Source organism: Pseudoalteromonas sp. A757 (assembly GCF_004103285.1).
Classification (GTDB): Bacteria; Pseudomonadota; Gammaproteobacteria; order Enterobacterales; family Alteromonadaceae; genus Pseudoalteromonas; species Pseudoalteromonas galatheae.
In genome coordinates, this window is the sequence record NZ_QNQN01000063.1 from 88,956 (window position 1) to 114,659 (window position 25,704).

Annotated in this window: 24 protein-coding genes; 10 read left to right on the forward strand and 14 right to left on the reverse strand. The window is 43.2% G+C overall.

Features of this window, described 5'->3' with window-relative positions; genetic code table 11:
- The first annotated feature begins 36 nt into the window (after nucleotides 1–36).
- The 6 genes from DRB05_RS07185 (at nucleotide 37) to DRB05_RS07210 (ending at nucleotide 8,170) form a co-directional block, all read left to right on the forward strand.
- Nucleotides 37–1,521 carry an alpha/beta fold hydrolase gene (locus tag DRB05_RS07185; RefSeq protein ID WP_128726328.1) on the forward strand — a complete coding sequence of 495 codons (1,485 nt, stop codon included), beginning with the start codon at nucleotides 37–39 and terminating at the stop codon, nucleotides 1,519–1,521.
- A 3-nt stretch (nucleotides 1,522–1,524) separates the two neighbouring features.
- A complete protein-coding gene (locus tag DRB05_RS07190) occupies nucleotides 1,525–2,259 on the forward strand; it encodes an ATP-binding cassette domain-containing protein (RefSeq protein ID WP_128726329.1) in 735 nt (244 codons plus the stop codon).
- Nucleotides 2,256–3,392 carry an ABC transporter permease gene (locus tag DRB05_RS07195; protein WP_128726330.1) on the forward strand — a complete coding sequence of 379 codons (1,137 nt, stop codon included), beginning with the start codon at nucleotides 2,256–2,258 and terminating at the stop codon, nucleotides 3,390–3,392. The genes DRB05_RS07190 and DRB05_RS07195 overlap by 4 nt, the downstream gene beginning before the upstream one ends.
- Before the next feature lie 163 nt (nucleotides 3,393–3,555).
- On the forward strand, nucleotides 3,556–4,449 hold the full coding sequence (ttcA, locus tag DRB05_RS07200; RefSeq protein ID WP_010373971.1) for a tRNA 2-thiocytidine(32) synthetase TtcA: 894 nt from the start codon (nucleotides 3,556–3,558) through the stop codon (nucleotides 4,447–4,449).
- Nucleotides 4,450–4,745: 296 nt separating this feature from the next.
- Complete coding sequence (locus tag DRB05_RS07205) at nucleotides 4,746–6,899, forward strand: TonB-dependent siderophore receptor (RefSeq protein WP_128726331.1); 2,154 nt, start codon at nucleotides 4,746–4,748, stop codon at nucleotides 6,897–6,899.
- Between the two features lie 74 nt (nucleotides 6,900–6,973).
- Nucleotides 6,974–8,170 carry a PepSY-associated TM helix domain-containing protein gene (locus DRB05_RS07210; RefSeq protein WP_128726332.1) on the forward strand — a complete coding sequence of 399 codons (1,197 nt, stop codon included), beginning with the start codon at nucleotides 6,974–6,976 and terminating at the stop codon, nucleotides 8,168–8,170.
- Between the two features lie 55 nt (nucleotides 8,171–8,225).
- Here DRB05_RS07210 and uspE read toward each other — a convergent pair whose 3' ends face one another.
- The 10 genes from uspE to ccoN form a co-directional block, all read right to left on the reverse strand.
- Complete coding sequence (uspE, locus tag DRB05_RS07215) at nucleotides 8,226–9,149, reverse strand: universal stress protein UspE (RefSeq protein WP_128726333.1); 924 nt, start codon at nucleotides 9,147–9,149, stop codon at nucleotides 8,226–8,228.
- A 118-nt stretch (nucleotides 9,150–9,267) separates the two neighbouring features.
- Nucleotides 9,268–10,002, reverse strand: a complete 735-nt coding sequence (locus DRB05_RS07220; RefSeq protein ID WP_128726334.1) for an FNR family transcription factor — start codon at nucleotides 10,000–10,002, stop codon at nucleotides 9,268–9,270.
- Between the two features lie 185 nt (nucleotides 10,003–10,187).
- Complete coding sequence (locus tag DRB05_RS07225) at nucleotides 10,188–10,859, reverse strand: sulfite exporter TauE/SafE family protein (protein WP_128726335.1); 672 nt, start codon at nucleotides 10,857–10,859, stop codon at nucleotides 10,188–10,190.
- The gene (ccoS, locus tag DRB05_RS07230; protein WP_128726336.1) at nucleotides 10,852–11,061 is read right to left on the reverse strand and encodes a cbb3-type cytochrome oxidase assembly protein CcoS; all 210 of its coding nucleotides are present in this window, start codon (nucleotides 11,059–11,061) and stop codon (nucleotides 10,852–10,854) included. The genes DRB05_RS07225 and ccoS overlap by 8 nt, the downstream gene beginning before the upstream one ends.
- Nucleotides 11,058–13,433, reverse strand: a complete 2,376-nt coding sequence (locus tag DRB05_RS07235) for a heavy metal translocating P-type ATPase (protein ID WP_128726337.1) — start codon at nucleotides 13,431–13,433, stop codon at nucleotides 11,058–11,060. Before DRB05_RS07235 ends, ccoS begins: the two co-directional genes overlap by 4 nt.
- Before the next feature lie 6 nt (nucleotides 13,434–13,439).
- Nucleotides 13,440–13,931 carry a FixH family protein gene (locus DRB05_RS07240; protein WP_128726338.1) on the reverse strand — a complete coding sequence of 164 codons (492 nt, stop codon included), beginning with the start codon at nucleotides 13,929–13,931 and terminating at the stop codon, nucleotides 13,440–13,442.
- 118 nt (nucleotides 13,932–14,049) lie between these two features.
- Nucleotides 14,050–15,015: a cytochrome-c oxidase, cbb3-type subunit III gene (gene ccoP / locus DRB05_RS07245; RefSeq protein ID WP_128726339.1), complete on the reverse strand. Its 966-nt coding sequence runs from the start codon at nucleotides 15,013–15,015 to the stop codon at nucleotides 14,050–14,052.
- A complete protein-coding gene (locus DRB05_RS07250) occupies nucleotides 15,012–15,197 on the reverse strand; it encodes a cbb3-type cytochrome c oxidase subunit 3 (RefSeq protein ID WP_099028747.1) in 186 nt (61 codons plus the stop codon). The genes ccoP and DRB05_RS07250 overlap by 4 nt, the downstream gene beginning before the upstream one ends.
- A gap of 5 nt (nucleotides 15,198–15,202) precedes the next feature.
- Nucleotides 15,203–15,877: a cytochrome-c oxidase, cbb3-type subunit II gene (gene ccoO / locus DRB05_RS07255; RefSeq protein WP_128726340.1), complete on the reverse strand. Its 675-nt coding sequence runs from the start codon at nucleotides 15,875–15,877 to the stop codon at nucleotides 15,203–15,205.
- Between the two features lie 12 nt (nucleotides 15,878–15,889).
- The gene (gene ccoN / locus DRB05_RS07260; protein WP_128726341.1) at nucleotides 15,890–17,323 is read right to left on the reverse strand and encodes a cytochrome-c oxidase, cbb3-type subunit I; all 1,434 of its coding nucleotides are present in this window, start codon (nucleotides 17,321–17,323) and stop codon (nucleotides 15,890–15,892) included.
- Nucleotides 17,324–17,629: 306 nt separating this feature from the next.
- Between ccoN and DRB05_RS07265 the strand changes: the two genes are divergently transcribed.
- Complete coding sequence (locus tag DRB05_RS07265; RefSeq protein ID WP_128726342.1) at nucleotides 17,630–18,064, forward strand: hypothetical protein; 435 nt, start codon at nucleotides 17,630–17,632, stop codon at nucleotides 18,062–18,064.
- Nucleotides 18,061–18,537: a transcription elongation factor GreAB gene (locus tag DRB05_RS07270; RefSeq protein ID WP_128726343.1), complete on the forward strand. Its 477-nt coding sequence runs from the start codon at nucleotides 18,061–18,063 to the stop codon at nucleotides 18,535–18,537. The genes DRB05_RS07265 and DRB05_RS07270 overlap by 4 nt, the downstream gene beginning before the upstream one ends.
- Nucleotides 18,538–18,559: 22 nt before the next feature.
- Here DRB05_RS07270 and DRB05_RS07275 read toward each other — a convergent pair whose 3' ends face one another.
- Entirely contained in the window at nucleotides 18,560–19,552 is a 993-nt protein-coding gene (locus DRB05_RS07275; RefSeq protein ID WP_128726344.1) for a helix-turn-helix domain-containing protein, read from the reverse strand.
- 117 nt (nucleotides 19,553–19,669) lie between these two features.
- Here DRB05_RS07275 and DRB05_RS07280 point away from each other — a divergent pair, with 117 nt between their 5' ends.
- On the forward strand, nucleotides 19,670–21,568 hold the full coding sequence (locus DRB05_RS07280; protein ID WP_128726345.1) for a beta-ketoacyl synthase: 1,899 nt from the start codon (nucleotides 19,670–19,672) through the stop codon (nucleotides 21,566–21,568).
- A 240-nt stretch (nucleotides 21,569–21,808) separates the two neighbouring features.
- Entirely contained in the window at nucleotides 21,809–22,018 is a 210-nt protein-coding gene (locus DRB05_RS07285; RefSeq protein WP_128726346.1) for a hypothetical protein, read from the forward strand.
- A gap of 58 nt (nucleotides 22,019–22,076) precedes the next feature.
- Here DRB05_RS07285 and DRB05_RS07290 read toward each other — a convergent pair whose 3' ends face one another.
- The 3 genes from DRB05_RS07290 to DRB05_RS07300 all read right to left on the reverse strand — a co-directional run bounded on the left by DRB05_RS07290 (nucleotide 22,077) and on the right by DRB05_RS07300 (nucleotide 25,667).
- A complete protein-coding gene (locus tag DRB05_RS07290) occupies nucleotides 22,077–23,579 on the reverse strand; it encodes a hypothetical protein (RefSeq protein ID WP_128726347.1) in 1,503 nt (500 codons plus the stop codon).
- 67 nt (nucleotides 23,580–23,646) lie between these two features.
- Nucleotides 23,647–24,489, reverse strand: coding sequence for an S-formylglutathione hydrolase (gene fghA / locus DRB05_RS07295; protein ID WP_128726348.1), 843 nt, complete (start codon nucleotides 24,487–24,489; stop codon nucleotides 23,647–23,649).
- 56 nt (nucleotides 24,490–24,545) lie between these two features.
- On the reverse strand, nucleotides 24,546–25,667 hold the full coding sequence (locus DRB05_RS07300) for an S-(hydroxymethyl)glutathione dehydrogenase/class III alcohol dehydrogenase (protein WP_128726349.1): 1,122 nt from the start codon (nucleotides 25,665–25,667) through the stop codon (nucleotides 24,546–24,548).
- Nucleotides 25,668–25,704: the final 37 nt, after the last annotated feature.

Sequence of the window (25,704 nt, forward strand, 5' to 3'; positions counted from 1 at the left end):
TTAGCATACTGACCGTGAGTCAACAAGGAAATAACTATGAAAAAGCCATTTAAGTTTAAGAAAAGCTTAGTAAAGCTAGCGCTGCTTCCTCTCATTTTAGGAGCTGCATTGTCAGCACAAGCGGCTACATCAACTGCAGAATTATCCGCTTGTTATGCAAAAGGCCTCAGCGATAGAGCGCAATGCGGAAAAATCTCGCAACCATTAAGTGAAAGCAAAACGGAACAAAAAATTGATATTCACTTTATGGTTATTCCAGCAATCAAGCCGCTTTACCCACAAGAAGCGATTATTGCGTTTGCAGGGGGGCCTGGGCAGTCAGCCACCGAAATCGCAGCAAACTTTGAAAGAATTCTGAAATACGCGAGAGAAAGCAGAGACATTATACTTGTTGACCAACGGGGAACCGGAAAATCTAATCTTTTGCAATGCGATATGGATGATCTTGAGCAACAATTTGCGCTAAATGATACTTTGTTGGGTCTCGATTTTTACAAAGAAGATGCCCTTAAGTGTAAAGAAAAGCTAAACACAGATCTTTCCGATTATACGACGGTTGCAGCAGCAAAAGACTTTGATGCGGTACGAGACGCGCTTGGCTATAGCAAATTACACTTATATGGTGGCTCATATGGAACACGCATCGCACTTGAGTATATGAGACAGTTCCCCGATAGTGTTGCATCGGCCGTGTTAGATGGTCTTGCACCCAATAACCAAAGTTTAATGGCGATTGGCGGCGCGATAGAAGACTCATTGAACGCTCTCTTTACACAATGTGAAGCTGATAAAAAGTGTGCAAATAGTTATCCGAATCTAAAGCAGCAATGGCAGAGCTTGCTTAATCAAGTAGAGCAAACGCCAATAGAGGCGTCTGTACTTCACCCAAGAACCAGCAAACCGCTTGCGATGACGATGACTAAAATGAAGTTATATAGTGCGATTAGGATGGCGCTTTACTCTCATTCCTTCCGTGCATTGGTGCCGCTTGCTATTAGTGAAGCGGCTAAAGGTAACCTAGCTCCACTCGTCGGCATGATGGCACCAAGTGAGGACGGTCTTGGGTTGGCTATGGGGATGCATCAGGCGATTGTATGTGGGGAAGATTGGCCACGATTAACGGCTGCGGACAAAGCCAAATATAGTGAAAACTATATGGGTAAGATGATGATCACAGGACTGGATGCGACGTGCCCAATTTGGAATGTGAGTCCGGTGCCAAGTAGTTACTATGAACCCGTTGCGTCCGATATTCCAACCTTACTGCTTTCTGGCGGGTTAGATCCAGCAACGCCTGCTAAGTGGGCAGAAGTTGCGATGGAAAAATTAAGCAATGCCACGCACTTAGTTGCGCCAACGGCTACGCATATTGTCGCAGGGCAAAGCTGTGCTAATAAACTCATTGCTAAGTTTTACGATGAAAAGACAGTGGGAGACTTTGATACTAACTGTCTTGAAGAAGACACACGCAAACAATTCTTTATGAACATAAACGGCCCAGCAACCGCTGATAAGGAGTAACTCATGATCCAAGTAGATAACTTATATAAAAAGATTGGTGAAGTGAACGCGCTAGACGGGCTATCATTTACCGCTCGTGATGGTCAAATTACGGGACTATTGGGACCAAATGGAGCAGGTAAAACAACTTGTTTACGGACCGTATTTGGTCTGCTCCAAGCTGATCAAGGTATTGCGTCTATCGATAGTATTGATGTTGCTAAAGAGCCAACCAGAGCAAAACAACAATTAGGATTGTTCCCAGACCCGTGTGGACTCTACGAGCGCATGACACCGCGTGAATATACCCAGTTTTATGCTGAACTAAGTGGCATGGACGCAAAATCGGCCGCTGCCGCGACGCAAGAAGTGTTAGAGAAGCTACAAATGTTGGATATCGCGGACAGACGCTGTAAAGGCTTTTCACAAGGTCAAAGAATGAAAACGGCGTTGGCGCAGGCAATCGTGCATAAACCAACAAACATTGTACTTGATGAGCCAACACGCGGTTTAGATGTAATGAGTACGAGAGTATTACGAGATTTGTTGTTGATGCTTAAGGCGCAAGGTCACTGTGTCTTATTTTCTAGCCATGTGATGCAAGAAGTTGCAGCACTTTGTGATCATGTGGTGGTCATGGCGAAAGGCAAAGTCGTCGCGGAAGGTTCTCCAGAGGCCCTATGTGAACAAACAGGTAAAGCGTCGCTTGAGGAAGCTTTCATTACCCTGATAGGTACAGATGAAGGAATTGCAGCATGATGAAATTAATCTCAGTTTTATTTAAAAAAGAAGTGTTAGACGCAAGCCGTGACAAACGTTCGGTGATGGCTGGCCTCTACTATTGCATCGGTGCACCTATTCTAATGTGTGTATTATTTACCGTCATGTTTAAGCAAATGGCTTCGCCTGATGCACTCAAAATCACCATTAATAACGCAGAGAATGCGCCTAACTTAGTACAATTTTTAGCGAGTAAAGAAATTGAACATGGTGAAGGCGAAGAGGTTAAAGCCATTACCTTGGAGATCAGCGAAGATTACCAAGAGAATATGACGCAAGGTAAGAGCGCGACGGTATTTATCATCGCTGATAAATCTGAGCAAAAGTTACGTTCATCAATTAACCGACTTGAGCGTAACCTCATGTTATACAACAGTGAAGTTGCTTCATTGCGGTTAGTCGCGCGTGGTATCGATCCGACAATTGCCCGTGCGATTGATGTCCAAACTCATGACCAAGCGACACCAACTTCTAAAGGGGGCTTCGTATTAGGTATCGCAACATTATCTATTATTATTTCACTATTTTATGCGGCGATGGGTATGGCAATTGACAGTAGTGCAGGGGAGCGAGAGCGCAACTCTTTACAGCTTTTACTTAGCCACCCGATCAGTACCATGCATATTGTGTTAGCTAAAGTGGGGGCAATCGCAGGTTTCTCTATTATTGCCCTAGTGTTAACCACCATAATATCTAAGTTTGCATATAATATGGTGCCTTGGGAGGTGATGGGCTTTACGGTGGTCATAGGTCCTAAATTTATTATTTCAGCAATTATAATTGGCCTGCCTATTGCGTTAATGTCTGCCAGTTTATTGATATTTATCTCTTTCTTAGCTAAATCATTTAAAGAAGCGCAATCTTATGTGGCGATGGCGTTGTTCATTCCGGTAATGATGAGCATGGCTACGACCTATGATATTGCTACCGACATTATGCAATGGATGCCGATCGCAGCGCAGCAAAACGCCATGATTGAAATCATTAAAGGCAATGCAATACCAGTACCGCAACTATTATTGTCGAGCGCGGTCACGCTGGGGCTGTTTGCAATTTTCACTTACCTGAGCAGTCGCATGCTAAAAAGTGAAAAAGTGGTATTCGGCCTCTAATTTATTAGCTCCCAACAATGGCGCTCAGGACGGCGCCATTTTTGTATTTTACCTCATCTCAATTTCACGTATAATCGGCGCCCCATAATTGATGTAGTAATGTACTAGCGCGATAACGCCCACAGTACACAGTTGAGTAAGTATGAATACGGCACCTAACACCATGACAGAGCAAGATAATCGCAAAGAAGTTTTAGAGTTTAATAAGCTGCAAAAGCGTCTGCGCCGTAATGTCGGCAACGCCATCAAAGATTATAATATGATCGAAGAAGGCGATGTGGTGATGGCTTGTATCAGCGGTGGTAAGGATTCATTCGCCATGCTAGATATTTTACTTAGCCTAAAAAAGGCGGCACCAATTCACTTTGATGTGGTAGCGGTTAATCTGGATCAAAAGCAGCCGGGGTTTCCTGAGCATATCTTACCAGAGTACTTCGAAACGTTAGACATTCCTTATTACATCATTGATAAAGATACCTACTCAGTCGTAAAAGAAAAAGTACCAGAGGGCAAAACGACTTGTGGCCTTTGTTCACGCTTGCGTCGTGGTACTTTGTACTCATTTGCGGAAAAGATTGGCGCAACTAAAATCGCACTGGGTCATCATTTAGACGATATTGTTGAAACGCTGTTTTTAAACATGTTCTACGGCGCAAGAATGAAAGCGATGCCGCCAAAGCTACGCTCTGATGACGGTCGTAATGTGGTTATCCGCCCGCTCACTTATGCGCGTGAAAAAGATCTTATTCAATACGCTGAACATAAGGATTTTCCTATTATTCCGTGCAACCTATGTGGTTCACAAGAAAACCTGCAACGTCAAAACATTAAATCTATGTTGGTGGAGTGGGATAAGAAAACACCGGGTCGAGTAGAGAATATTTTCAAATCAATTCAGAATGTTAGCCCAAGCCAACTGGCTGACACGGAACTCTTTGACTTCGAAAGTTTGCCTCTAGATAGAGACGGTGAGCGTGAGGCTTATGACTTTAATGAAGCTGTGGTTTCCTCGACAAACATTGACGAATCATTGTTTATTGATGTAACCAATATTTAATTTTCAACAATGATTTCCCAGACTAGGTCTGATAGGCCTAGTCTAAAAGTCAATAATTGGTACTCTACAACTTAACTACTTTTGCTCTCCAACAGATTAAAAACTTTTCACTTTAAATTACCTGTTAACTCTACGCACCTAATTTATAGATACGGCCGGAGAAACGATCTCAGTATGAGATATCTTGCTCTTAATTTTGCAAAAAACGCAATTAAATGCATCTAAGTTATTTTAAGTGTAATTAATAATTGTGATCATTTGCTTGCGCTTTAATAATAACCAAGTTGTGGCTCTAAATGAAAACAATATCAAAACTATCCCTTATCGCTTTGGCGATTATGTATCCGTCTTTGCATGCATCAGCTCAGCAGCTAGTGTCAGAAGATAAGCTTAAAGACCAGGATATCGAAAAAATAACCGTCGTTAGCCGTACATTAAATTTATATCGTAATGGTGAATCTTCAACAGGAAAGCTTGCGGTTGACCCACTTAACTCGACCCAAATGGTGACCTCTCTCAATGCAAATCTGATCCGTGACCTAGCAGCAAGAGATGCCAAAGATCTCTATCGTAATATCGCGGGGGTAAGCCAATTTAGTTACGCAGGGGTAACTGCACGCGGCTTTCGTCAAGAAGAAATCTATTTTGATGGTCTAAGAGGCGACCCATATGTGGGGTTTAATGTCCCGCAGTTATTTAATGTCGAGCGTGTCGACTTTTTAAAAGGTCCCGCCGGTATGCTGTATGGACCCGGGGCACCTGGTGGATTATTCAACTATATAACTAAAAAGCCGCAATCTGAGTTTAGTGCAAATACCCGTATCATTGCGGGCACAGATAGCCGTTACGGAGCTTCTGGTGAAGTGACAGGTGAAGTAGCACAAGCACAAAGCATTCGTCTCGGAGCCTTTTACGAACAACAAGATACCTACCGTGATAATAGTGCCAGCGAAGTGGCAATTGTAGACGCAGGTTACGCTTATGATTTTGATGATGCTCGTTTGATTTTGCAATACACGCATTACAAGCAGGACTTGGACGCGAATCGCTTACGCGGTGTCCCCGCTGGCGATGACGGTGAGTTTTTAACTACACCATCGTGGAACCACAATGAGCCTACAGACTTTTTAAATCTAACTTCAGATGTATTGCAAGCGAGTGTTGTTGGGGATTTAAGTCCATCACTAAGCTACAACGTTGCGTTCCGCTATATAGATAATGAACAAGAACAAAATTATCATGAACCAAGAGCACTCATCGATAGCAATAAAGATGGTCAAATCGATTTGGTCGCACGTGAGTTCCGAGATCAACTAAGAGCCCAGTCTCAGCTATCTTTTGCTGCTAATTTTGTTTACGAAACTCAAGTATTTGGCGCTGAGCAGCGTACCGTATTTGGATTAGATATATATTCAGGGGAAGAGGATGCGTTGTTGGGTCGAGCGTCAGCCTCTAATGACTTTGTCACACGTTATCTAAATGGTACCTCGTTAGACTCGGATATTTTGCCTTTATCTCTCTACAATCCTAATTATGGAGAAACGCAGGCAAATCAATACAATGTGAAGTTTGCGCCAGAAAGTACAACAAAACAAAAGCGTAATGGCACGTATGTACTCAACGAGCTCGCCTGGGAGAAAGTAACGTTTGTAGCAGGCGTTCGTTATGACCAGTTTGAAGACGATGCCAATGGCAGTAAGTTTGATGATACCAATGTCAGCTTCAGAATTGGTGGTATCTACAAGCTATCTGATGATATCTCGTTGTATTCACAGTGGGCTGATTCTTACGAACCTCAAGGCGTGTCCAGCCAGGATGAAAAAGCGGGTGGTCCATTTGAGCCAACGACAGGTGATATCATTGAAGTTGGGCTTAACGCAGAGTTATTTAACGGAAGTACATTGCTAAAAGTGGCTGGTTATCAGATAACAAGGCAAAACTTGCTACAAAATACAGGTACAGATCCTGAGCAAGATGGGGTTGATAATTTAGCGCCAATTGGGGAAATCACGAGTAAAGGTCTAGAAATCGAGTTGATCACCGACGTGACTCCTGACTGGGTAGTAAGCCTAGCCTATGCTTATAATGATGCGACTATCACCGCTGACAATGGCGCTGGTGGGATCCGCAATAGTGTTGGCGATAAATTTGCCAACGCCCCTGAAAATCAGTTTGGGGTGTGGACTCGATATCAGATCCCTGAGTGGAATTTGGCTTTCGCAGTTGGCGGTAACTACGTGGATGAGCAACTTAGTTTATCTGGTCAAACTCTAAATTCCTATTTCGTCGCTGACACCTCCATTATTTGGGAACTAGATAACTACAGTGTGCTATTCCGAGTTGAAAACGTATTCGATAAAGAATATGCAGAGTCGGGTTTTTTAGAGCGCACAGGACACTTTCCTGGTGAGCCACGAAATGCTTTCTTGGAGTTTACCTACAACTGGTAATGCTTAAGTTGACCTGAGGCTCGGTAAGTTATCCGAGCTTATGGGAATGAAAGTCGACCTTTAAGAGGATCAAGATGGCAGACAAAGCTAGACAAAGAAAGCGGCTACGCAAGCTATATGATTTACATGCCTGGGTAGGCTTTCAATTAGCGGCGGTCATGTTTGTGATCCTCGCAACGGGCACAATTGCAACCATTTCAAATGAATTAGATTGGCTTATTTTTGACGAAATGCGTGCGAGTCAAAAGCCCGAAGAGATAAAAGAGCAAACGGCGGCATCGTGGAGAAACATGTATGCGTCGATAGCTGAGCGCTATCCTGAAGGCCGAATTATTACATTGGGCACAATGGGAAGTGACTACTTTACCTATCGTGCAAGGGTAACTTTCGAGGCTAAAAGTGATAGGTATGTTCACGTCGACCAATGGACCCATGAAGTAACAGGTGATATTCCATTACTCACAATACAGCGCTTTTTTAGAGACTTGCATCGCTACCTATTTATGCCGGCAATGCCCGGACTACCAATTGTTACCGCTTTTGCATTCATTTTACTGATCTCTGTCTACACTGGACTGAAAACCACACGAAATTGGAAAGTTGCGCTTTGGCGTTTGAGAGTGGTACAAGGTACAAGAGTATTTTTGAGTGACCTGCATAAGGTTTTTGGCTTATGGGGATTGTGGTTTACTGCGCTTATAATAATCACGGGTATTTGGTATCTATATGAGTTTTCTGCACGGGTAGCGGGTGCGAGTTTGGAGCCTCCGGCTCCAAAAGTTGAGCATATTACAGCGCTAGAAAACATTAACATGCTCTCTGCAAAGAGATTTGAAAGCGCTTTTGAGAAGGCGGAGCATGCCATTCCTAATTGGACGATAACAACGATACAATTGCCAAGAGCAGATAATGTGGTACTGCGCTTTCAAGGAATGAGTACAAACCCTTTACTTCGAGATAGAGCGCACAAGGTTTATATAAACGCAACAACGTTAGAGGTTTTAGCAATACAGCAACCTAAAAATATGGCGTGGGGAAACTATCTTAACGAGTATGCAGATCCATTACACTTTGGTTATTTTGCGGGGATCACTTCTAAGCTTATATGGTTTGTGTTTGGCTTCGCATTAACCGGACTGTCGTTTACCGGTGTGATGATGACATACAAGCGCACTAAGTCTAAAAGTATAACGAGTGCACAGCTGGCGACATTGCCGATATTTTGCTTATCAGCATTTTACTTTTATTTCTGGCTTGCCAGGTATACATAAAGTGAATGTGCGACTATGTATTATAGCCGCACATTCAATTAACTTGCGCGCTGGCTCAGTCTTCTAATGGGGATTTATAGCCGTCTGGCTTTAGTGCTAAGACATCACAGTCTAAGCTATCAATAACATGCTCAGCAGTATTGCCAACAAGCGCTGCACTCAGCCCAGTGCGACCGACAGTGCCAATGACAACCAGCTCAGCATCTTTATCTTTGGCAACGTAGGGAATAACGTCCTCTGGTAGACCTTCTTTGATGATACAGTCGCTTCTATCTATTGAATAAGTTTCTGCGAGTGCAAACGTTTCGTCTTCATGGTGCTTTTTAACGGCTTCATTGTATTGCGATGGGTTAAACTCGGGGATTTCAATCGCTATATTGACTGGTGTTGCCGGGTAGGTATTTACAAGGCTCAATTTGGCGTTGGCCAACTCACACAAAAACTGGGCGTCTGTAATGATACGTTTATTGAGTTGTTGATGTTGCTCGTTATCGCTGACAGAGTTTACAGCTGCAATAATGTTTCCTTGATCTGGCCAAGCATGATCCTTAACCAGCAATAGTGGTGCAGGGCATTTACGAATTAAATGCCAGTCGGTCGGGGTGAAGATAACTGACTTTAGCGTATCGTGTTGATGCGTCGATTTAATGACCAAATCATAATCATGCGTGAGCACGGTTTTGATAATTGCTTCGTAGGGGCGGTTATGCCACAGTACCTTAGTTTGGATACTCACATCGGAAAATCCCTTAATCATGTCGGCGAGCCATGCTTCTCTGTCTTTAATTACCGCTTCACGCATTGCTTCACGCTCGTCTTTAGACAACATTGTGGTCATTTCATAGGAGAAGTCATAAATAGACATGAATGCAGTGATGGTTGCGCCGGTACGTTTGGCAAGATTGATAGCGCGTTCTAAGCTATTTTGGCGCTCTTTGGTTGGATCTATTACTGTGAGTATACTTTTGATTTTATCCACGACTATCTCCTTAAAACGGTATACAAATAAGATCAGAAGCTTTTTCACCTCTGACCTTATTGAGTGTAACCGATCCTATCTAAGGATAAAGTCTTAACGGTAAATAGTTTGTTCTAAATCAAGATGTAATCGCGGCTGTTTCAGCTAGGGCTGCAGCATCAATAATGGTAATAAACTTGCCTTCTACCTTTATTATTCCTGCTTTTTGGAAGCGGCTGAGTAAACGACTAATCGTTTCTACTGTAAGACCCAAGTAGTTACCAATTTCACCGCGCGTCATCGTAAAGCGGAACTCTTTACGGGAAAAACCACGTTCGCCAAAGCGATTGGAAAGGTTATAGATAAAAGTTGCTAAGCGCTCTTCAGCAGTTTTTTTATTCAATAATAATAACATCTCTTGGTCGTAATTGATTTCACTACTCATTAACCGCATGATCTGTTGACGTAACTTAGGCAGCTTACCCGCTAATTCATCAAGGGTGTCAAAAGGGATTTCGCATACCATGGAAGTTTCTAAAGCTTGCGCAAAGCTCTGATGCTGCATTTTATTGATGGCGTCAAAGCCTACGAGATCGCCTGCAAGGTGAAATCCTGTGATTTGCTCATCACCTTGTTCGGACAATGTGTAGCTTTTAAATGAACCAGAACGAACAGCAAAGATGGCATTTAATGGCGTGCCTGACTCAAAAAGGAAATCCCCTTTATGCAGTGGTTTCTTACGTTCAATGATTTCATCTAATTTGTCCATTTCGCTGCCATTAAGCGAAAACGGGAGACAAAGTTGACTGATACTGCAATTATTGCAGCTGATTGTGCATTGGCTCTTTGAGCGGTTTTGATTACTTAAGTCCATAAAATTTCCATAAGTCTATGACGCACGTTAAGGCACCTGAACATCAAAGCATACTGACTTTGGTGTTCCAGAGCGCTACAAACTCATATGACACGCGAAAGAAAATGTGATTATCAATTGGAGCTCCTAATCTCAAAATGTTAACCAATAATCTTAAATGATGAGTTTGCTCAGATAGGGATAGGTTAATGTACTAACTTATCAGTTGCAATGATAATTAGGTAAACACCATACCAAATCAATAAATTACCCATAATGATACGAGTAGCTACATGATTTATAAAATTTTGTAGCAGTTGAGCTGATTGTCCAATTGCGATAAGCGCAGGCATTGTACCCGCTCCAAAAGCGAGCATAATAAGTGCTCCTTCGAAAGGTGATTGGGCTTGTAATGTCCATGTTAAAGCTGAATATACTAGACCGCAAGGTAGCCACCCCCATAAGGCTCCGTAGCAAAACGCTTTAGTTTTTGTATTGACAGGAACTAAGTAGCGATTGAGCTTAACAATATGGCGCCAAATTAAGCTTTTAGCAAACGACTCTAGCCATTTCAAGGTGCTGGCTAAGCGCATTACATAGATAGCGACAAGCACCATAAAAATACCACTCATCAATTGTAATATAATGGCGAGTGATGTGTTTTGCTTGGCGAGACTTGCCCCGAGTAGGGCGACAAGGCTGCCTGCAAGTGCATAGCTTGAGACGCGTCCGATATTGTAAAACAGAGTAACAACAACCGCAGAAAGCTGCTTGCTCGCCAGTTGTAGCGAGCTGGCAATACCGCCACACATCACCAAGCAGTGGCCACTTCCTGCAAGTCCCATTATAAATGCGCTTAGCAAGCTTATTTCATTCATGGTAGTTGTCGTTGTTGCTCTTGTCTGCTGATGGTTTTGACGGTTGATCACTTGTTTGTGTTTTATCGTCATCGAATAAGATACTGTGGCCCTGTTTATTCAAATCTGAAAATTGTTCACTTTTTACTGCCCAAAAGAAAATACCAATAGCAATAATGACGAATAAAATGGCGATAGGTATTAATACGTAGATGATACTCATAGCTTTAATAACCTTAATGAATTACCGATCACGATGATCGAGCTGGCTGACATACCTATGACTGCAATCCAAGGTGGAATGAGGCCGAGTGCAGCGAGAGGCAAAATTGAGCCGTTATATAAAAGTGATATAGTGAGGTTTTGCTTTACTATTCTGCGCGTTTGTTTAGCAACCTGTTGGAGGGCCAAAATGGCATTTAAATCGCTATTTAACAGCACCACATCTGCGGTATTTTTTGAGATATCAGCACCGGTATCCATCGCAACTGACAAGTGAGCGCTATTGAATACTGGGCTGTCGTTAATACCATCACCAACCATAGCGACAATCTCGCCTTGTTTGGACCAAGCTTCGACTGCTTGTTGCTTAATCTCTGGTGTGCAAGCACTTTGGTAGCTATTTAAGGCTAACTGCTGCGATAACTCTTTGCCCGCATTAGAGCTATCCCCAGTTAGCATGTGGCATGTAAGACCCGCTTGTTGTAACTGTTCAACCACTGTTTCTGCATTGTTTTTTACTTTGTCATTGAAGTAAAAATCTGCAACTGCGTTGTTGTTAATGAACAAGGTAGCTTGAGCAAATGACGCGTGGTTATCAAACCAATGGCTCTTCCCAAGGGCAATATTGACACCTTGCCAGTGACCACGAATACCTGAGCCTGCCACGACTTCGACGTCTTGAACTAGATTTTCGGTTGGGGTGATATGCGCAAATGCACGAGCGATTGGGTGTTCAGAAAAGCGCTCTAACGCTGCTGCGAAATCTAAGACTTGTTGCTCGTTATATTCCGTTTGCAGTAACTCAATGTGTTTAATTGAGAAACGCCCTTCGGTAAGGGTACCTGTTTTGTCAAAAGCAACACGAGTCAGTTTGGTGGCCGTTTCTAAGACATGAGCCTCTTTAATCAAAATTCCTTTTTTCGTAAGTGATGCAACGGCGCAGGTAAGTGCGGTTGGTATAGCTAGGCTCAATGCGCAAGGGCAAGTTGCCACTAACACCGAAATCGTGACCCAAAACGCCTTATCTGGTGAAATAGGGTACCAGCCGATGGCGGTAATTGAGGCAAAAACTAATAGACAGGCAACAAACCATTGCGCAACTTTATCGGTGATTTCCACCAACTTAGGGCGTTTGGTGAGTGCATTGTGCTGTAGTCGAATAATTTGGTTGAGCAGGGTATTTTGCCCAATTTTATTGATCTCTAACGTAATTACACCGTCATGATTCACGGTTCCTGCATACACTTGATGGCCTTGATATTTTTTAACTGGCAAATGTTCGCCTGTCATCATCGACTCATCAACGGTGGTATGGCCTTTAATCACTAAGCCATCCGCAGGAATAGTTTCTCCAGCCTTAACTAATATCAGCTCGTTCAGTTTTAGCTTCTTGGCGGCAATATGTTGTTCGTTGTTATTCTCATCAACCTTTCTGGCGGTTAATGGCAGCAGCTTTTGTAGATTCGCTGTAAACTCACTGGCTTTGAGTCTGGCTCTGAACTCAAGATATTTACCTAACAACAGCAAGAAGGTAAACATACAGATGGATTCAAAATAGACTTCGCCGACTTCCATAAAAGTAGCGTAAGTGCTGGCGCCGTAGGCCCCGAATATAGCAAGTGAAACAGGAAGATCCATATTCAGTTGTTTAGCTTTCAGACCTTTAACTGCATTGGTTAAAAATGGCATTGCTGAATATAGAATAACAGGGGAGGCAAGCACGAGGCTTATCCAACGAAAGTACTGTTCAAAGTCCTCTTCCATACCTGAAAACATGCCAAAGTACATGGCAAATGCAAACATCATCACTTGCATAGTCATAAGGCCAGCAACACCTAAACGACGAATATATGCTTTTGCTACGGCTTGTTTCTGTGCGGCTTCTTCATCGGCTTGAAACGGGTATGCCTTATAGCCTATTTCCATTAAGGATTTGATGATATCGCTTAGCTTAACGTGCTTATCTTGCCATACAATCATGGCGCGATGGGTAGAGGTATTAACATCAACACGGATGATACCGCCAAGCGCTAGCAGTTGCTTTTCGATAAGCCAAGCACAAGCGGCGCAGCTTATCCCTTCAACACTGAGAAGTACTTCTTTATGCTCACCGCTAATTTCGACGAAGTCCTCTTGGATCTCGTCATTATCATAGCTGAGTAGCATTTTTAGTTGCTCAGGTACGAGCTCTTCAACTTTACCTGCACTTTCTGTGCGGTAAGTGTAGTAGTCACTCATACCTTGAGAAATTATGGTTTCAGCAACGGCCTGGCAGCCAATACAGCAAACCGGTTGTGCGTTACCCTCAAAGGTAACCGAGCCTACAAACCCCTTAGGAATAGGCTCCAAACAATGAAAACACGAATTTGCCATGGCAGCTTACTTATACTGTGGAGTGACCGCGATAATACCATCATGTGGCAGTTGAATTTTCTCTTTCATTTTCCAACTACTATCCATAGGTTCAATAAATACGGTAAATGCCCCGCTATGTGGCTCATCAAATAAACCCGTAAATTCGCCACTGGCGTTTTTGGTTAGAGTGACAGAAAAGTCGTATTTCTCTATGGTGCGGTGGTAAAAGGAGAGTTTTAAAGCATGTACTTTAGAAGCATCACCTTTTGTAAATTTAAAGGTGACTTTCTGCTCAGCTACTTTCAGATCACCATGTAAATAGAGTGCCTTTGCTTTATCAAATTTACTCAGCTCGAGATTGATTGCTTTACCTTTTTTGTAGTAGTCATCAACGACCATATCAGGACCATTACCGACTGCAAATGTGATGAGGAAAATACAGGCAACAACAGTAACGAGTGGGAAGAAAATTAAAAACCAAGGCCAAAAATTCTTATACCAAGGGGTAGGGTTCATAGTTGCTCACATGGCTATAAAACTTGCCCATATTCTACAGTAAGTTACAGTAAATACCTAAAAAAAAGCCTCCAAATGGAGGCTTTTTTGATCTCAAATAATATACTAAAAGCTAAGCTTATTGGTCTTGTGATAGGCTATAAACATAAGCTGTTAGAAGATGTACTTTATCTTCACCTAAGATATCTTTCCACGCTGGCATTACACCTGCACGGCCGTGGCGAAGTGTGTCTTCAACTGCACGTTGAGAACCACCATATAGCCAGATATTGTCGGTTAAGTTTGGTGCACCAAATGGCAGATTATGTGCAACAGAGCCTTTGCCATCCATACCGTGACATGCGGCACACATTGCAAATTTAGCTTTACCTGCATCAGCGTCTTTCTGGTTAACCGTACGGCCGGAAAGGCTTAGCACATAGGCGGTCATCTCTTTAATACCTTGATCACCAAGCGCATCTTGCCAAGGTGGCATCGCAGCAACACGACCTTTAAGTAGTGTTTCTTTGATTTTGTCAGGTGTGCCACCATATAACCAGTCTTTGTCAGTTAGGTTAGGGAAGCCAGCACCACCACGAGCATCTGAGCCGTGGCATTGTGCACAGTTTTGCGAGAATAAACGCTGACCGATTTCAAGTGCTTCTTCATTTTTTGCAAGCGTTAGTACATCCTGCTTTGCAAACTCTTGGAAGATAGGACCAAAACGAGCTTCAGCTGCTTCAACTTCTTTATCAAGCTGTACCCACTGACCACTTTCATGTGCTTCAGCTATCGCATTTTTAGACTCAGCTAAGGTAGTAACACCTTGGTTAGAGCTCGTCCAGTTTAAGAAACCAGCGAAGTTACCAAGACCTGGATAAGCAGCCAGATAGTATACTGACCAAACAAACGTTGCGAAGAACATGTAAGTCCACCACTTAGGCAGTGGATTGTTTAGTTCCTCAATTCCGTCGAACTCGTGACCACAGCTTTCGCCTTCTTTGACACCCACATAGTTTTTCAGGTTCCAAATCAGCAGGCCGAAAATCAGAGCTAGACATGCTAGGGTTAGTACAATAACCCAAATACTCCAAAAGCTAGTCATTTTTCAGACTCCTTTTCCTCGTTAGAGATAGTGTTGTTGTGTTTTTTCTCGTCTTCAAAAATGGCATTAGCAGCGTCGTCGAAACGGCGCTTAGACCGCTTGCTATATGCCCACACAACAATCACTAAAAACAGTACCAAAATTACCAGAGTTAAAATGCCTCTGTATGTGCCGTAATCCATAACAATTACTTCAAATGTGTGCCAAGTTGCTGTAAGTAAGCGATAAGTGCTTGCATTTCTGTTGCACCTTCGCCATCGTTCATTGCATGGATTTCATCAACTTGCGCTTGTAGCTCAGCATCATCACCGTAGCCTTTGCCATTGTAGCGGTCTGACGACTTATCAATACCAAATGCATCACGGAACACTTGTAATTTTTTCAGAGTATAAGTGGTATCTACTTTCGTGCTATCAAGCCAAGGATAGCCTGGCATGTTTGACTCAGGTACCACAGAGCGAGGATCCATTAAGTGTGCGTAGTGCCAGTCGTCAGAATAACGCTGACCAACACGTGCCAAATCAGGACCCGTACGCTTAGAACCCCACTGGAATGGGTGATCCCATACTGATTCACCCGCTACAGAGTAGTGGCCATAGCGTTCAACTTCATCACGGAATGGACGAACCATTTGTGAGTGACAGTTGTAACAACCCTCACGGACATAAATGTCGCGGCCTTCCATTTCAAGTGCAGTTAGTGGGCGCAAGCCTTCTACTGGTTGAGTGGTATCTTTTTGGAACATTAGTGGAGTAATTTCAACTAGTGCACCGAAGCTAATCGCGAATACCGTTAAGATAGCCATCAGGCCAACGTTCTTTTCAACGATTTCGTGTTTGTTTGTTGAGTTGTTGTTGCTCATACTCAATACCCCTTAAGCCACTTGCGGGTTTGCATCAGTGGTAAGTTGACCACTTTTTGCAGTAACCGTACGGAACACGTTGTAAGCCATTACCAGCATACCGACTACGATGAATACACCGCCTAGGAATCGCATGATATAGAAAGGCTTAGAAGCTTCTAGTGACTGAACAAAGCTGTACATTAATGTACCGTCAGCGTTTACTGCACGCCACATCAGACCTTGCATTACACCAGAGATCCACATTGCAACGATATAAAGTACAACACCTACTGTGTGTAGCCAGAAATGTGTGTTAACTAGCTTGATGCTGTACATATTACCGTGACCAAATAGGGCAGGGATTAGGTGATAAATTGCACCGATAGAAATCATCGCAACCCAGCCTAGTGCACCAGAGTGTACGTGACCTACAGTCCAGTCTGTATAGTGTGAAAGGGCATTTACAGATTTGATAGCCATCATCGGGCCTTCAAACGTAGACATACCGTAAAACGATAGTGACACAACTAGGAAACGAAGTACTGGGTCAGTACGTAATTTATGCCAAGCGCCAGACAGCGTCATGATACCGTTGATCATACCGCCCCAAGAAGGAACGAATAGGATAACTGACATCACCATACCTAGAGACTGTGTCCAGTCAGGTAATGCTGTGTAGTGAAGGTGGTGAGGACCTGCCCAAATATATAGAGAAACAAGTGCCCAGAAGTGAACAACCGATAGACGGTAAGAGTAAACCGGACGACCAGCTTGCTTAGGTACGAAGTAGTACATCATACCAAGGAAACCTGCTGTAAGTAGGAAACCTACTGCGTTGTGACCATACCACCACTGAACCATCGCATCTACTGCACCTGCGTAGATTGAATAAGATTTAGTAAGTGATACAGGGATAGCCATACTGTTTACAATGTGAAGCACTGCAACAGTGATAATGAAACCAGCGTAGAACCAGTTTGCTACATAGATGTGTGACACTTTACGCTTGATAAGAGTACCAAAGAATACAACAGCATAAGTAACCCATACTACCGCAATTGCGATATCAATCGGCCACTCTAGTTCAGCGTACTCTTTTGAAGAAGTCATGCCTAGAGGAAGCGTGATAGCCGCTGCTACGATAATGGCTTGCCAACCCCAGAAGGTGAATGTGGCAAGTTTGTCAGAGAACAGGCGCGTTTGACACGTGCGCTGAACAACATAGTAAGAGGTTGCAAATAGTGCACTTGTACCAAATGCAAAGATTACTGCGTTCGTGTGTAACGGACGAAGTCTAGAGTAAGTTAACCATGGAATGTCGAAGTTTAACGCAGGCCACGCAAGTTGCGCTGCGATAAATACACCTACACCCATGCCAACAATGCCCCAAATCACTGTCATGATAGCGAATTGGCGTACAACTTTATAATTGTACTCAGTTTGTGATGCTACTGTTTGGCTCATTTTCTGGATTCCGCTGCAATTTATTGCGATTAGAAATGAATTACCTGAATTACAGGCCCTAGTTATATTTCTTCAAGCCCGTCATGTTTTAACTCAAAAGAAGAGTGAAAACCTAACCAGCCCGAGAAACCTTTATTTTTGCGAGGAAATAATAATTTTTTTGCTTATGAAAAGATACCTAAAACGCCTAAAATTATGACATCAATCAAGTTTTCACGCGCTTTTTGCTCGCTTCTTAAGCAACCTAGCATTTGCCCTGAAACTTGCGTACACTGCGCAGGATTCAGAAGTGACGGTAAATCCCTCATGATTGCAAAGCAATTAACAATCGGGTTGCTAGGTGTTTTCCTCGTGGCCTGTTCAGACCCGACTATCATTATACATGAAAGTTCAGAAAAAAGTGAAAGTTCAGTAACAAGAAATGTCTGTAATTTTTCAGCGCCCTGTGATTTGACTCCACAAGTGCAGATTTATCTGGGCTCAGAGCTGGTTCAACCTGAAACAGAGTTTACCATTGGGCTAAAAAGTGCGACTAAAGTAGAGGTCGTTTCCGCTTGGCTTGAGGGAGAAAATATGAATATGGGGAGAATCCCGGTTTTCTTTGACAAAAATACACTGATAGCAAAAACCATGGTCGGTGTATGCACGGATAAATCTATGCGTTGGATTTTACGTTTAGCGCTAACCGTTAACGGCCAGTCTGTTACTACCAGTCACCCAATAGCTGTAAACTACCAATGAATAAATCTGTTTTTATCGAATATCTCAAATTTGCACTTGAACAAAAGCTGATTGAAGCCACTGAAGCGGCAAACAGTGCACGTGCTGACGCTACCCATGAACAAAGTGCAGCCGAAACGCAATACGACTCGTTGAGTATCGAGTATGGCTATTTAGCCGAAGGACAAAGTGAACGCGTTGATGCCATGCATTTGGCAAAACAAACGATATTAAATCAATTGACTCTAGCTGTGGGCAATACAATTACACATAATGCACTAGTTGAAATTGAAGACGAGCAGGGCGATTGTCATTGGTTCTATTTTGCGCCTTGCGAAGGCGGGCTAAAAATCCAATATAAAGAAACACCAGTGTTGGTATTAACGTTTGATGCGCCCCTTGGCAAGCGCCTAAAAGGGTTAGCGGTAGACGAAGATATTTCATTTTTCTTCAACGGCCAACAGCAAACGTTAACCGTGATGCAAATACTGTAGAGTGGTTTAACCTAGGGCCTGTTTACGAGAACAATTTCTTTCTTACTATTGCCCGATATGTGCTTGGTGATTTTCCCATTAATTGCCTAAACACTCTGCTTAATTGCCCTTGTGAATTAAATCCAGAAGCGAGGGCAATATCTTGAATGGAGAGGTTACTGCTCGCGAGCAGCTCTTTGGACATTTCAATACGCACCTGTTGTAAGTAGGCAACGGCAGTTTGTCCTGTCGCTTGTTTAAAGCGGCGGTTAAAGGTGCGATAACTCAAATCAAATTGCGCCGCGACCGCGGGTAAGGAGATTTCTGATGCGGCATTATTTTTAAGCCAAAATTGAATTGCAGCAATTTGCTCGTCGGCATGACGGTCTACAGCACCTTCTAAGTAGCGCTGTTCTTCGTAAGGTTTACGAATTTCATGGGAAAAGTTTTGTTGAACATGGTGAGCTGCATCTATTCCGTAAAGTAATTCAATTATATGAACAATCACATCGGCCAGTGCATTTAAGCTGGCTACAGTGTAGATCCGCTCTGATTGAGTGATAAAGTAATCCGGTTTTAATTCAACATTGGGATATAGATGGGAAAACTGTTTAGCAAAATGCCAATGGGTCGTTGCTGAATGCCCGTCAATCAGGCCTGAACTTGCTAAAAAGCAAACACCCGTGCCAACACCTATCAATGTGCTTCCTGCCCCCCATGCATCCGCAAGTGACTCACTCAGCGCTTGGTTTTGTCTTACAATTGGTCGTGGATTTCGCCATATGCTTGGCACAATAATGTAGTCATACAAAGGCAATGAGCTAAAGTCACTTTGTGCTTCAAGTGTCATGTAATTATCGGCGTTGACTGCTTCGCCTTGGCTGCTGCAAAGTATAACTTCTAAAGGAACATAAGCCTCTTTTAGATGCACTTTAGCAAAGGCTTGTCCGGCTTTGAGCATTTCTAGCGGTAGGGTGACACTGGTAACGAGCATATGCTTGTAAAGCACAATGGCGACCTTTGTACAAGATTTCATCTGCTCCGACCTCTTTGATTTGGCGAAAAATGATTTATATGTGGCGTATTTTGTAAAAACTTAAATTAGAATGCAATTAAAATCAAGTCATTATCTTAGTTCAGAAGTAGGAACGACATGACAGCATTGCCAATTATTGTAGGAATGGGGGGGATTAACGCCGCGGGGCGCACCTCTTTCCATCAAGGCTACAAACGTATTGTACTTGATAAACTTAATGCTAAAGACCGACAAGAGACTTATTTGGGCCTTGCGAGTTTAATGAACTTAGTGCGTTATGAAGATGGCCACCTGATTGACCAAAACGACCAAGTCGTTCAAGAGGGGGAGGTTGAGTTGCGTTTTGGTGAGCAGATCTTAGCGGGAACGTTGATCCGTAAAATCGAAAAAAACCATTTTGATGTAGATGCGACTCCTTGGCAGCAAAAGCTCACAATGAAAGCAAATGATGACAGCAAGATAGTATTTAATTGTCGTAAACGTGACTTACCAGAGCCTGTTCCTGCAGCTTGGCAAGTGATTGAGCTTGATCCAAAAACGGTTGAAGTAACGATTGCGGACCAGATTGAAGTTAAGCATGATAGTCACAGAGATAACCCCATCAAGGCTGCGGGCCAATTACCAACCGGTTTTGAGCCATCTTTGATGTATAACAGTCGCTACCAGCCTCGTGGATTACAGGCGACCATTTTTGCTGCCACCGACGCTATCCGCTCAACGGGTCTTGAGTGGGATAAAGTGATGAATAGTGTGCGCCCAGATCAGATCGGAACTTACTCAGCCTCGGTTGTAGGGCAAATGAATGATGAAGGCTTAGGTGGTTTAGTGCGTAGTCGTTTACGTGGCGACAGAGTAAGCACCAAACAGTTAGCACTAGGCTTAAACACTATGTCCACCGACTTTATCAACGCCTATGTGACCGGAAGCGTTGGCACTACGTTTACGACATCAGGTGCCTGCGCTACGTTTCTATATAACCTTCGCGCTGCAGTGAATGATATTCAGGCTGGCTGTACTCGAGTGGCGATTGTAGCCAGTGTTGAATGTGCTATTACACCAGAGATCATCGAAGGCTTTGGCAATATGGGCGCACTTGCAAACGAAGAAGGCTTGCGCAAACTAGATAACACTGAGCATGTAGATTATCGCAAAACCAGCCGTCCGTTTGGTGAAAACTGTGGTTTTACCATTGGCGAAGGCGCACAAGTGGCGATTTTGATGGATGACGCCTTGGCACTCGAGCTTGGCGCGCAGATCATGGGCTCTGTGGCCGACGTATATGTCAATGCAGACGGCGTGAAAAAGTCGATTACGGCACCTGGACCTGGCAACTACATTACCATGGCAAAATCGGTCGCGCTAGCTCAGCAAATCGCAGGTACTGAGGCATTAACAAAACGCAGCTTTATTTTGGCACATGGTTCAAGTACACCACAAAACCGGGTTACAGAGTCGTTTATCTACCACAGAATTGCAGAAACCTTTGCGATTAATGGTTGGAAAGTGGCGGCGCCAAAAGCCTATGTTGGTCATACCATCGCGCCGGCGTCTGGCGATCAGCTTGCGATGGCACTTGGGGTGTTCGAATACAATATTATGCCAGGGATCACTACAATCAATGCAGTAGCAGAAGATGTTCACGCCGAGCATTTAGATATTCGTACCGAGCACTATGAGTGCGAGCCAATGGATATCGCCTTTATAAACTCCAAGGGCTTTGGTGGTAACAATGCAACGGCAACGGTATTTTCTCCGAAGTTTACGAAGCAGCTACTAAGCAAGCGTTATAGCCAAGCTGAGTTTGCAAGTTACGAGCAACAACTTGCCATTACAACACAAAGACAAGTTGCATATCAGCAAGCGGCCGATTATGGCCAATACGAGCTCATTTATCGTTTTGGCAATGGCATGATTGACGAGTCTGAATTGAATTTAAGCCAGCAAGAGTTAGCCATTCCTGGGTTCGAGCAAAGCATACAGCTTTGTCCAACGAATCCATACGGCGATTTAATCTGATGATTTGATACCAAGAATAATGTTAAGCAAGCAAGGCGTACAGGGAGTACGCCTTTTTTTGTGCCGTTTAATAAAAAGCCGTTTGTGCGTATGGTGGCTATGATTGTAGCTAAAAAGCAGCTATTTAGGTGTTATTGTTAATTTTGTTTGTGACTAAGTGTGTTTTTTGTTTTAAATATGTACTTCAGGTGGTAGTTTGAAGGTGAGAAATTGTTCTCAACTTTATTTAAGGATAGAAAAATGAAAATAACACTTAATAAGAAAAAAATAAAAAATTTGTCTCAACAGGCAGAGTTTAAAGGGCAACAGGCAACACCTTTGGTTGCAGGTGGGCAGGTTGATACATGGGGTAACTGTTCTTTTGGTTGTGATACTGCAATTTATTTAGGCTGTATGACAGGAGATAATTGTTATTCGGGTCGTAATGAAATTTGTATGCCTCCACATTGATCATGAATTAAAAAGCGAATGATAGAAGGCGGTCAACGCCTTTTATCTAATCGAGTTGTCACCATATATCTTCCACTTCAATACACCGCTTTGTGAGGTAGTCACAAACGTCATCTGTAAGTGCCCAGTCAATTCCCCGTAATTTATTAAGGTGAATTAGTTTATCGAGATCGGTCAATGAATTAACCTCAAAGACATCGTCTTCACCATCCCAATCCCAATATGGGATAAGGTGCTCGTATATCTCGTTTGCGCCGTCATAGGTTAATTCCGTAATTGTTTCTAAAAGTGTTGGCGGAATATATATCCCTTTCATATAGTTAGCTGCTTCAGGGATAATGTCATAAACTCGGGAAAGAGATATTTCTCGATGGTCATATTCTTGGACAAAATCTCTTAATATAAACTTAGGTGTTAATGTTTCTTGGACATACATCAATTCATTAATGACGAGTAATTTGAGATTGAAATCGTCAAATTGAGATTCACCACCTGTAGGCAATTGATAGGTTGCAGTATTGTTGTTGTGTAACAGTGTATTTAGGACCTCAGAATTCGTGGTGGGGTTATTTATTACTAATAGAGACCCTATTTGGTGCGCTCCTTTAGACCGTTTAAGTAATTTTGCCGTTTTGGTTGTGTCATCTAGGTCAAAAAAGTAATGAATAGCGAGAGATTTTTGTGCGCTTGTCCAATTTGAAATCATCGGAGTCAGATAGGTAATAATATTTTGCTGTAAGTGAGGCGAATAATCATCGACATCAAATAGATCATTAAATAAATAATGAGCTATCCCTTGGTAGTGTGGCTCATCCAAAGTAAGGATGTACCCATTGATTAAATCGGCCGCCACTTTGGCATGATTAGCCGAGCGCTTAAGTAGAGAAAGTAAAAATATATTTCCAAACAGGGGATATCTATCAACATATTCGATGATTGAGGTTTCTACATTTGCAGGACAATAATTGAGATTGCGGTAGTATAGCTCTATAAATTGAGTCATTAGTGCCGTACCATGATGACAACCTCGAGAATCTTCGAAAACGTTATCTTCATCTAGCAGTGTATCAAACTTCTGCTTTAGCGCATCAAGCTGAGGCAGCATTTGTTCAAACGCGTTAATGAGAGAAGTCGGCAATGTGGCATAATTTGTACGCTTTGTGAGTAAGCACAGCCACTGAGAAGCAATTTGTATATCATCGCGATGCTCAAAGTCGAGACTTAACATACGATTGAGCCACTCAGACATAATAAACGTGGCGCCGCTTTGTGCCTTATTGAATTTGAAGAATAAATCAGCGATCGCAGTGAGCAATCGGTCACGATTTTTCACCTTCGGCGTAAGTGAGGTAGCGAAAGAGAAAAGCTGTATTATGATTGCTTGGCGTTCGGTTTCTGTTGATTGTTGCGAAGACTGGGTAAGTCCATTGATTATTGTGACTGTTTTCTTGCTTTGGTTTTTAATTGCATGATTCAGATCTTTATTTGGGCCATCTATGTATGGATTTAAATAGGGATTGGTGCGAGATAGTGCCGATAATTCCTTTTTATCGTCAAGCATATGTATAAAAACTCCTGTGAACTTGTAAGCAATGTCGTTGAAAAAAGGCGGATAACCGCCTATGGGGTTATCTCATATAGTTAGCATGAAACTCAAGATGATTTTCAATAAAGCTCGAGATAAAGAAATAGCTATGATCGTAACCTTCATGCATGTTTAGCGTGATAGGGTAGCCTACTTTTTCCGCAGCTTGTTCGAATAACCAAGGCTTTAGCTGCTCGTCTAAGAACTGGTCACTTGAACCTTGCTCAATGAGTATCGGACGTTTTGTTGGGCTAACATAGTGCGACAATAGTTCGGTCGCGTCATATTGTTGCCAACGCTGTTTGTCGTCCCCTAAATATCCTGTTAGCGCTTTTTGACCCCAAGGGCAGTTACTTGGGTTAACGATTGGGCTAAACGCTGAGATACTCGTATAGGCATCCGGGTTTCTAAGCCCAATTATTAACGCACCATGTCCACCCATGGAGTGACCACTAATGGCTTTTTGCGGGCTAACCGGGAAGTGCGCTTCGATTAACTGAGGCAGCTCTTCTGTCACGTAGTCATACATTTGATAATGTTGACTATATGGCGCCTGTGTTGCATTGACGTAAAACCCCGCACCTAGACCAAAGTCATAAGCGCCATTTTCGTCATCTGCAACGCCTTCTCCACGCGGGCTTGTATCTGGCGCGACGATAGCGATGCCAAGCTCGTTGGCTTTTTTAAACGCGCCTGCTTTTTGCATGAAGTTTTCATCGCTGCAAGTTAAGCCTGAGAGCCAATATAAAACCGGGACTTGTTGTCCCTCATTGACGATTTTAGGTAAAAAAATGGCGAAGGTCATTTCACACTGCGTCGACTGGCTGGTATGTTTGTAGCGCTTATGCCAACCGCCGGATACTTTGTTGCTGGAAATCAGTTCCATCAAGTGCTCCTTAATTAAGTGAAATAGGACGCAACCTGTGCGTCCTTGAGCGGGTACTAGTAATGGATCACAGAGCGGATACTCTTGCCTTCATGCATTAAATCAAAGGCTTCATTAATATCTTCGAGCTTCATGGTATGAGTGATAAAGTCATTGAGCTTGAATTCACCAGCCATATAGCGTTCAACAATCTCAGGAAGCTCAGAGCGACCTTTTACGCCACCAAAAGCACTACCGCGCCATACGCGACCAGTAACCAATTGGAATGGACGTGTTGAAATTTCTTGTCCAGCGCCCGCAACACCGATGATCACCGACTCACCCCAGCCTTTGTGACAGCACTCAAGGGCACTTCTCATGACATCTACGTTACCGATACATTCGAACGAGAAATCCACACCGCCATCGGTCATTTCAACGATCACTTCTTGAATAGGTTTGTCGAAGTTTTTCGGGTTGATAAGATCGGTTGCCCCAAGCTTTGTCGCAAGCTCAAACTTATCTTCATTGATGTCGATACCGATGATCCGACTCGCGCCAGCCATTGCCGCGCCAATGATAGCGGACAAGCCGATCCCACCGAGGCCAAAAATAGCGACGGTATCGCCTTTTTGCACTTTAGCGGTATTCATTACTGCGCCCATTCCTGTTGTAACGCCACAGCCAAGCAAGCATATCTCCTCAAGAGGTGCTTCTTTGTTTACCTTAGCCAAGGAAATTTCTGGCAGCACAGTGTACTCAGAGAACGTTGACGTGCCCATGTAGTGATAAATTGGTTGGCCATCTTTATAAAAGCGGGTTGTGCCATCTGGCATCAAGCCTTTACCTTGGGTTTCACGGATCTGCTGACAAAGGTTCGTTTTACCAGACTTACAAAACTTACATTCGCCACACTCTGGTGTGTACAATGGGATCACGTGGTCGCCAACGGCAACGCTGGTAACGCCTTCACCAATTGCTTCAACAATACCTGCACCTTCATGACCTAAGATTGCTGGGAATACGCCCTCAGGATCGTCGCCAGACAAGGTGAACGCATCGGTATGACATACGCCCGTTGCGGTGATTTTAACTAAGACTTCGCCTTTTTGCGGTGGCATAACATCAACTTCTTCAATACTAAGCGGTTGACCTGGGCCCCAAGCGATTGCTGCTTTAGATTTAATAAATTCAGACATGGTTTGTTCCTTTCTTAAAAGTTGATAGCAGTATAAC

Bases quoted from the DNA above. Each gene is read 5' to 3' on its own strand.
- DRB05_RS07220 (WP_128726334.1), bottom strand. From the start codon at position 10,002: ATGGACTTAAGTAATCAAAACCGCTCAAAGAGCCAATGCACAATCAGC.
- DRB05_RS07270 (WP_128726343.1), top strand. From the start codon at position 18,061: ATGAATAAATCTGTTTTTATCGAATATCTCAAATTTGCACTTGAACAA.
- DRB05_RS07195 (WP_128726330.1), top strand. From the start codon at position 2,256: ATGATGAAATTAATCTCAGTTTTATTTAAAAAAGAAGTGTTAGACGCA.
- ccoP (WP_128726339.1), bottom strand. From the start codon at position 15,015: ATGACTAGCTTTTGGAGTATTTGGGTTATTGTACTAACCCTAGCATGT.
- DRB05_RS07210 (WP_128726332.1), top strand. From the start codon at position 6,974: ATGGCAGACAAAGCTAGACAAAGAAAGCGGCTACGCAAGCTATATGAT.
- DRB05_RS07300 (WP_128726349.1), bottom strand. From the start codon at position 25,667: ATGTCTGAATTTATTAAATCTAAAGCAGCAATCGCTTGGGGCCCAGGT.
- DRB05_RS07280 (WP_128726345.1), top strand. From the start codon at position 19,670: ATGACAGCATTGCCAATTATTGTAGGAATGGGGGGGATTAACGCCGCG.
- ccoO (WP_128726340.1), bottom strand. From the start codon at position 15,877: ATGAGCAACAACAACTCAACAAACAAACACGAAATCGTTGAAAAGAAC.
- ccoN (WP_128726341.1), bottom strand. From the start codon at position 17,323: ATGAGCCAAACAGTAGCATCACAAACTGAGTACAATTATAAAGTTGTA.
- DRB05_RS07235 (WP_128726337.1), bottom strand. From the start codon at position 13,433: ATGGCAAATTCGTGTTTTCATTGTTTGGAGCCTATTCCTAAGGGGTTT.
- ttcA (WP_010373971.1), top strand. From the start codon at position 3,556: ATGACAGAGCAAGATAATCGCAAAGAAGTTTTAGAGTTTAATAAGCTG.
- ccoS (WP_128726336.1), bottom strand. From the start codon at position 11,061: ATGAGTATCATCTACGTATTAATACCTATCGCCATTTTATTCGTCATT.
- DRB05_RS07290 (WP_128726347.1), bottom strand. From the start codon at position 23,579: ATGCTTGACGATAAAAAGGAATTATCGGCACTATCTCGCACCAATCCC.
- DRB05_RS07275 (WP_128726344.1), bottom strand. From the start codon at position 19,552: ATGAAATCTTGTACAAAGGTCGCCATTGTGCTTTACAAGCATATGCTC.
- DRB05_RS07240 (WP_128726338.1), bottom strand. From the start codon at position 13,931: ATGAACCCTACCCCTTGGTATAAGAATTTTTGGCCTTGGTTTTTAATT.
- DRB05_RS07205 (WP_128726331.1), top strand. From the start codon at position 4,746: ATGAAAACAATATCAAAACTATCCCTTATCGCTTTGGCGATTATGTAT.
- fghA (WP_128726348.1), bottom strand. From the start codon at position 24,489: ATGGAACTGATTTCCAGCAACAAAGTATCCGGCGGTTGGCATAAGCGC.
- DRB05_RS07285 (WP_128726346.1), top strand. From the start codon at position 21,809: ATGAAAATAACACTTAATAAGAAAAAAATAAAAAATTTGTCTCAACAG.
- DRB05_RS07190 (WP_128726329.1), top strand. From the start codon at position 1,525: ATGATCCAAGTAGATAACTTATATAAAAAGATTGGTGAAGTGAACGCG.
- DRB05_RS07225 (WP_128726335.1), bottom strand. From the start codon at position 10,859: ATGAATGAAATAAGCTTGCTAAGCGCATTTATAATGGGACTTGCAGGA.
- DRB05_RS07250 (WP_099028747.1), bottom strand. From the start codon at position 15,197: ATGGATTACGGCACATACAGAGGCATTTTAACTCTGGTAATTTTGGTA.
- DRB05_RS07185 (WP_128726328.1), top strand. From the start codon at position 37: ATGAAAAAGCCATTTAAGTTTAAGAAAAGCTTAGTAAAGCTAGCGCTG.
- DRB05_RS07265 (WP_128726342.1), top strand. From the start codon at position 17,630: ATGATTGCAAAGCAATTAACAATCGGGTTGCTAGGTGTTTTCCTCGTG.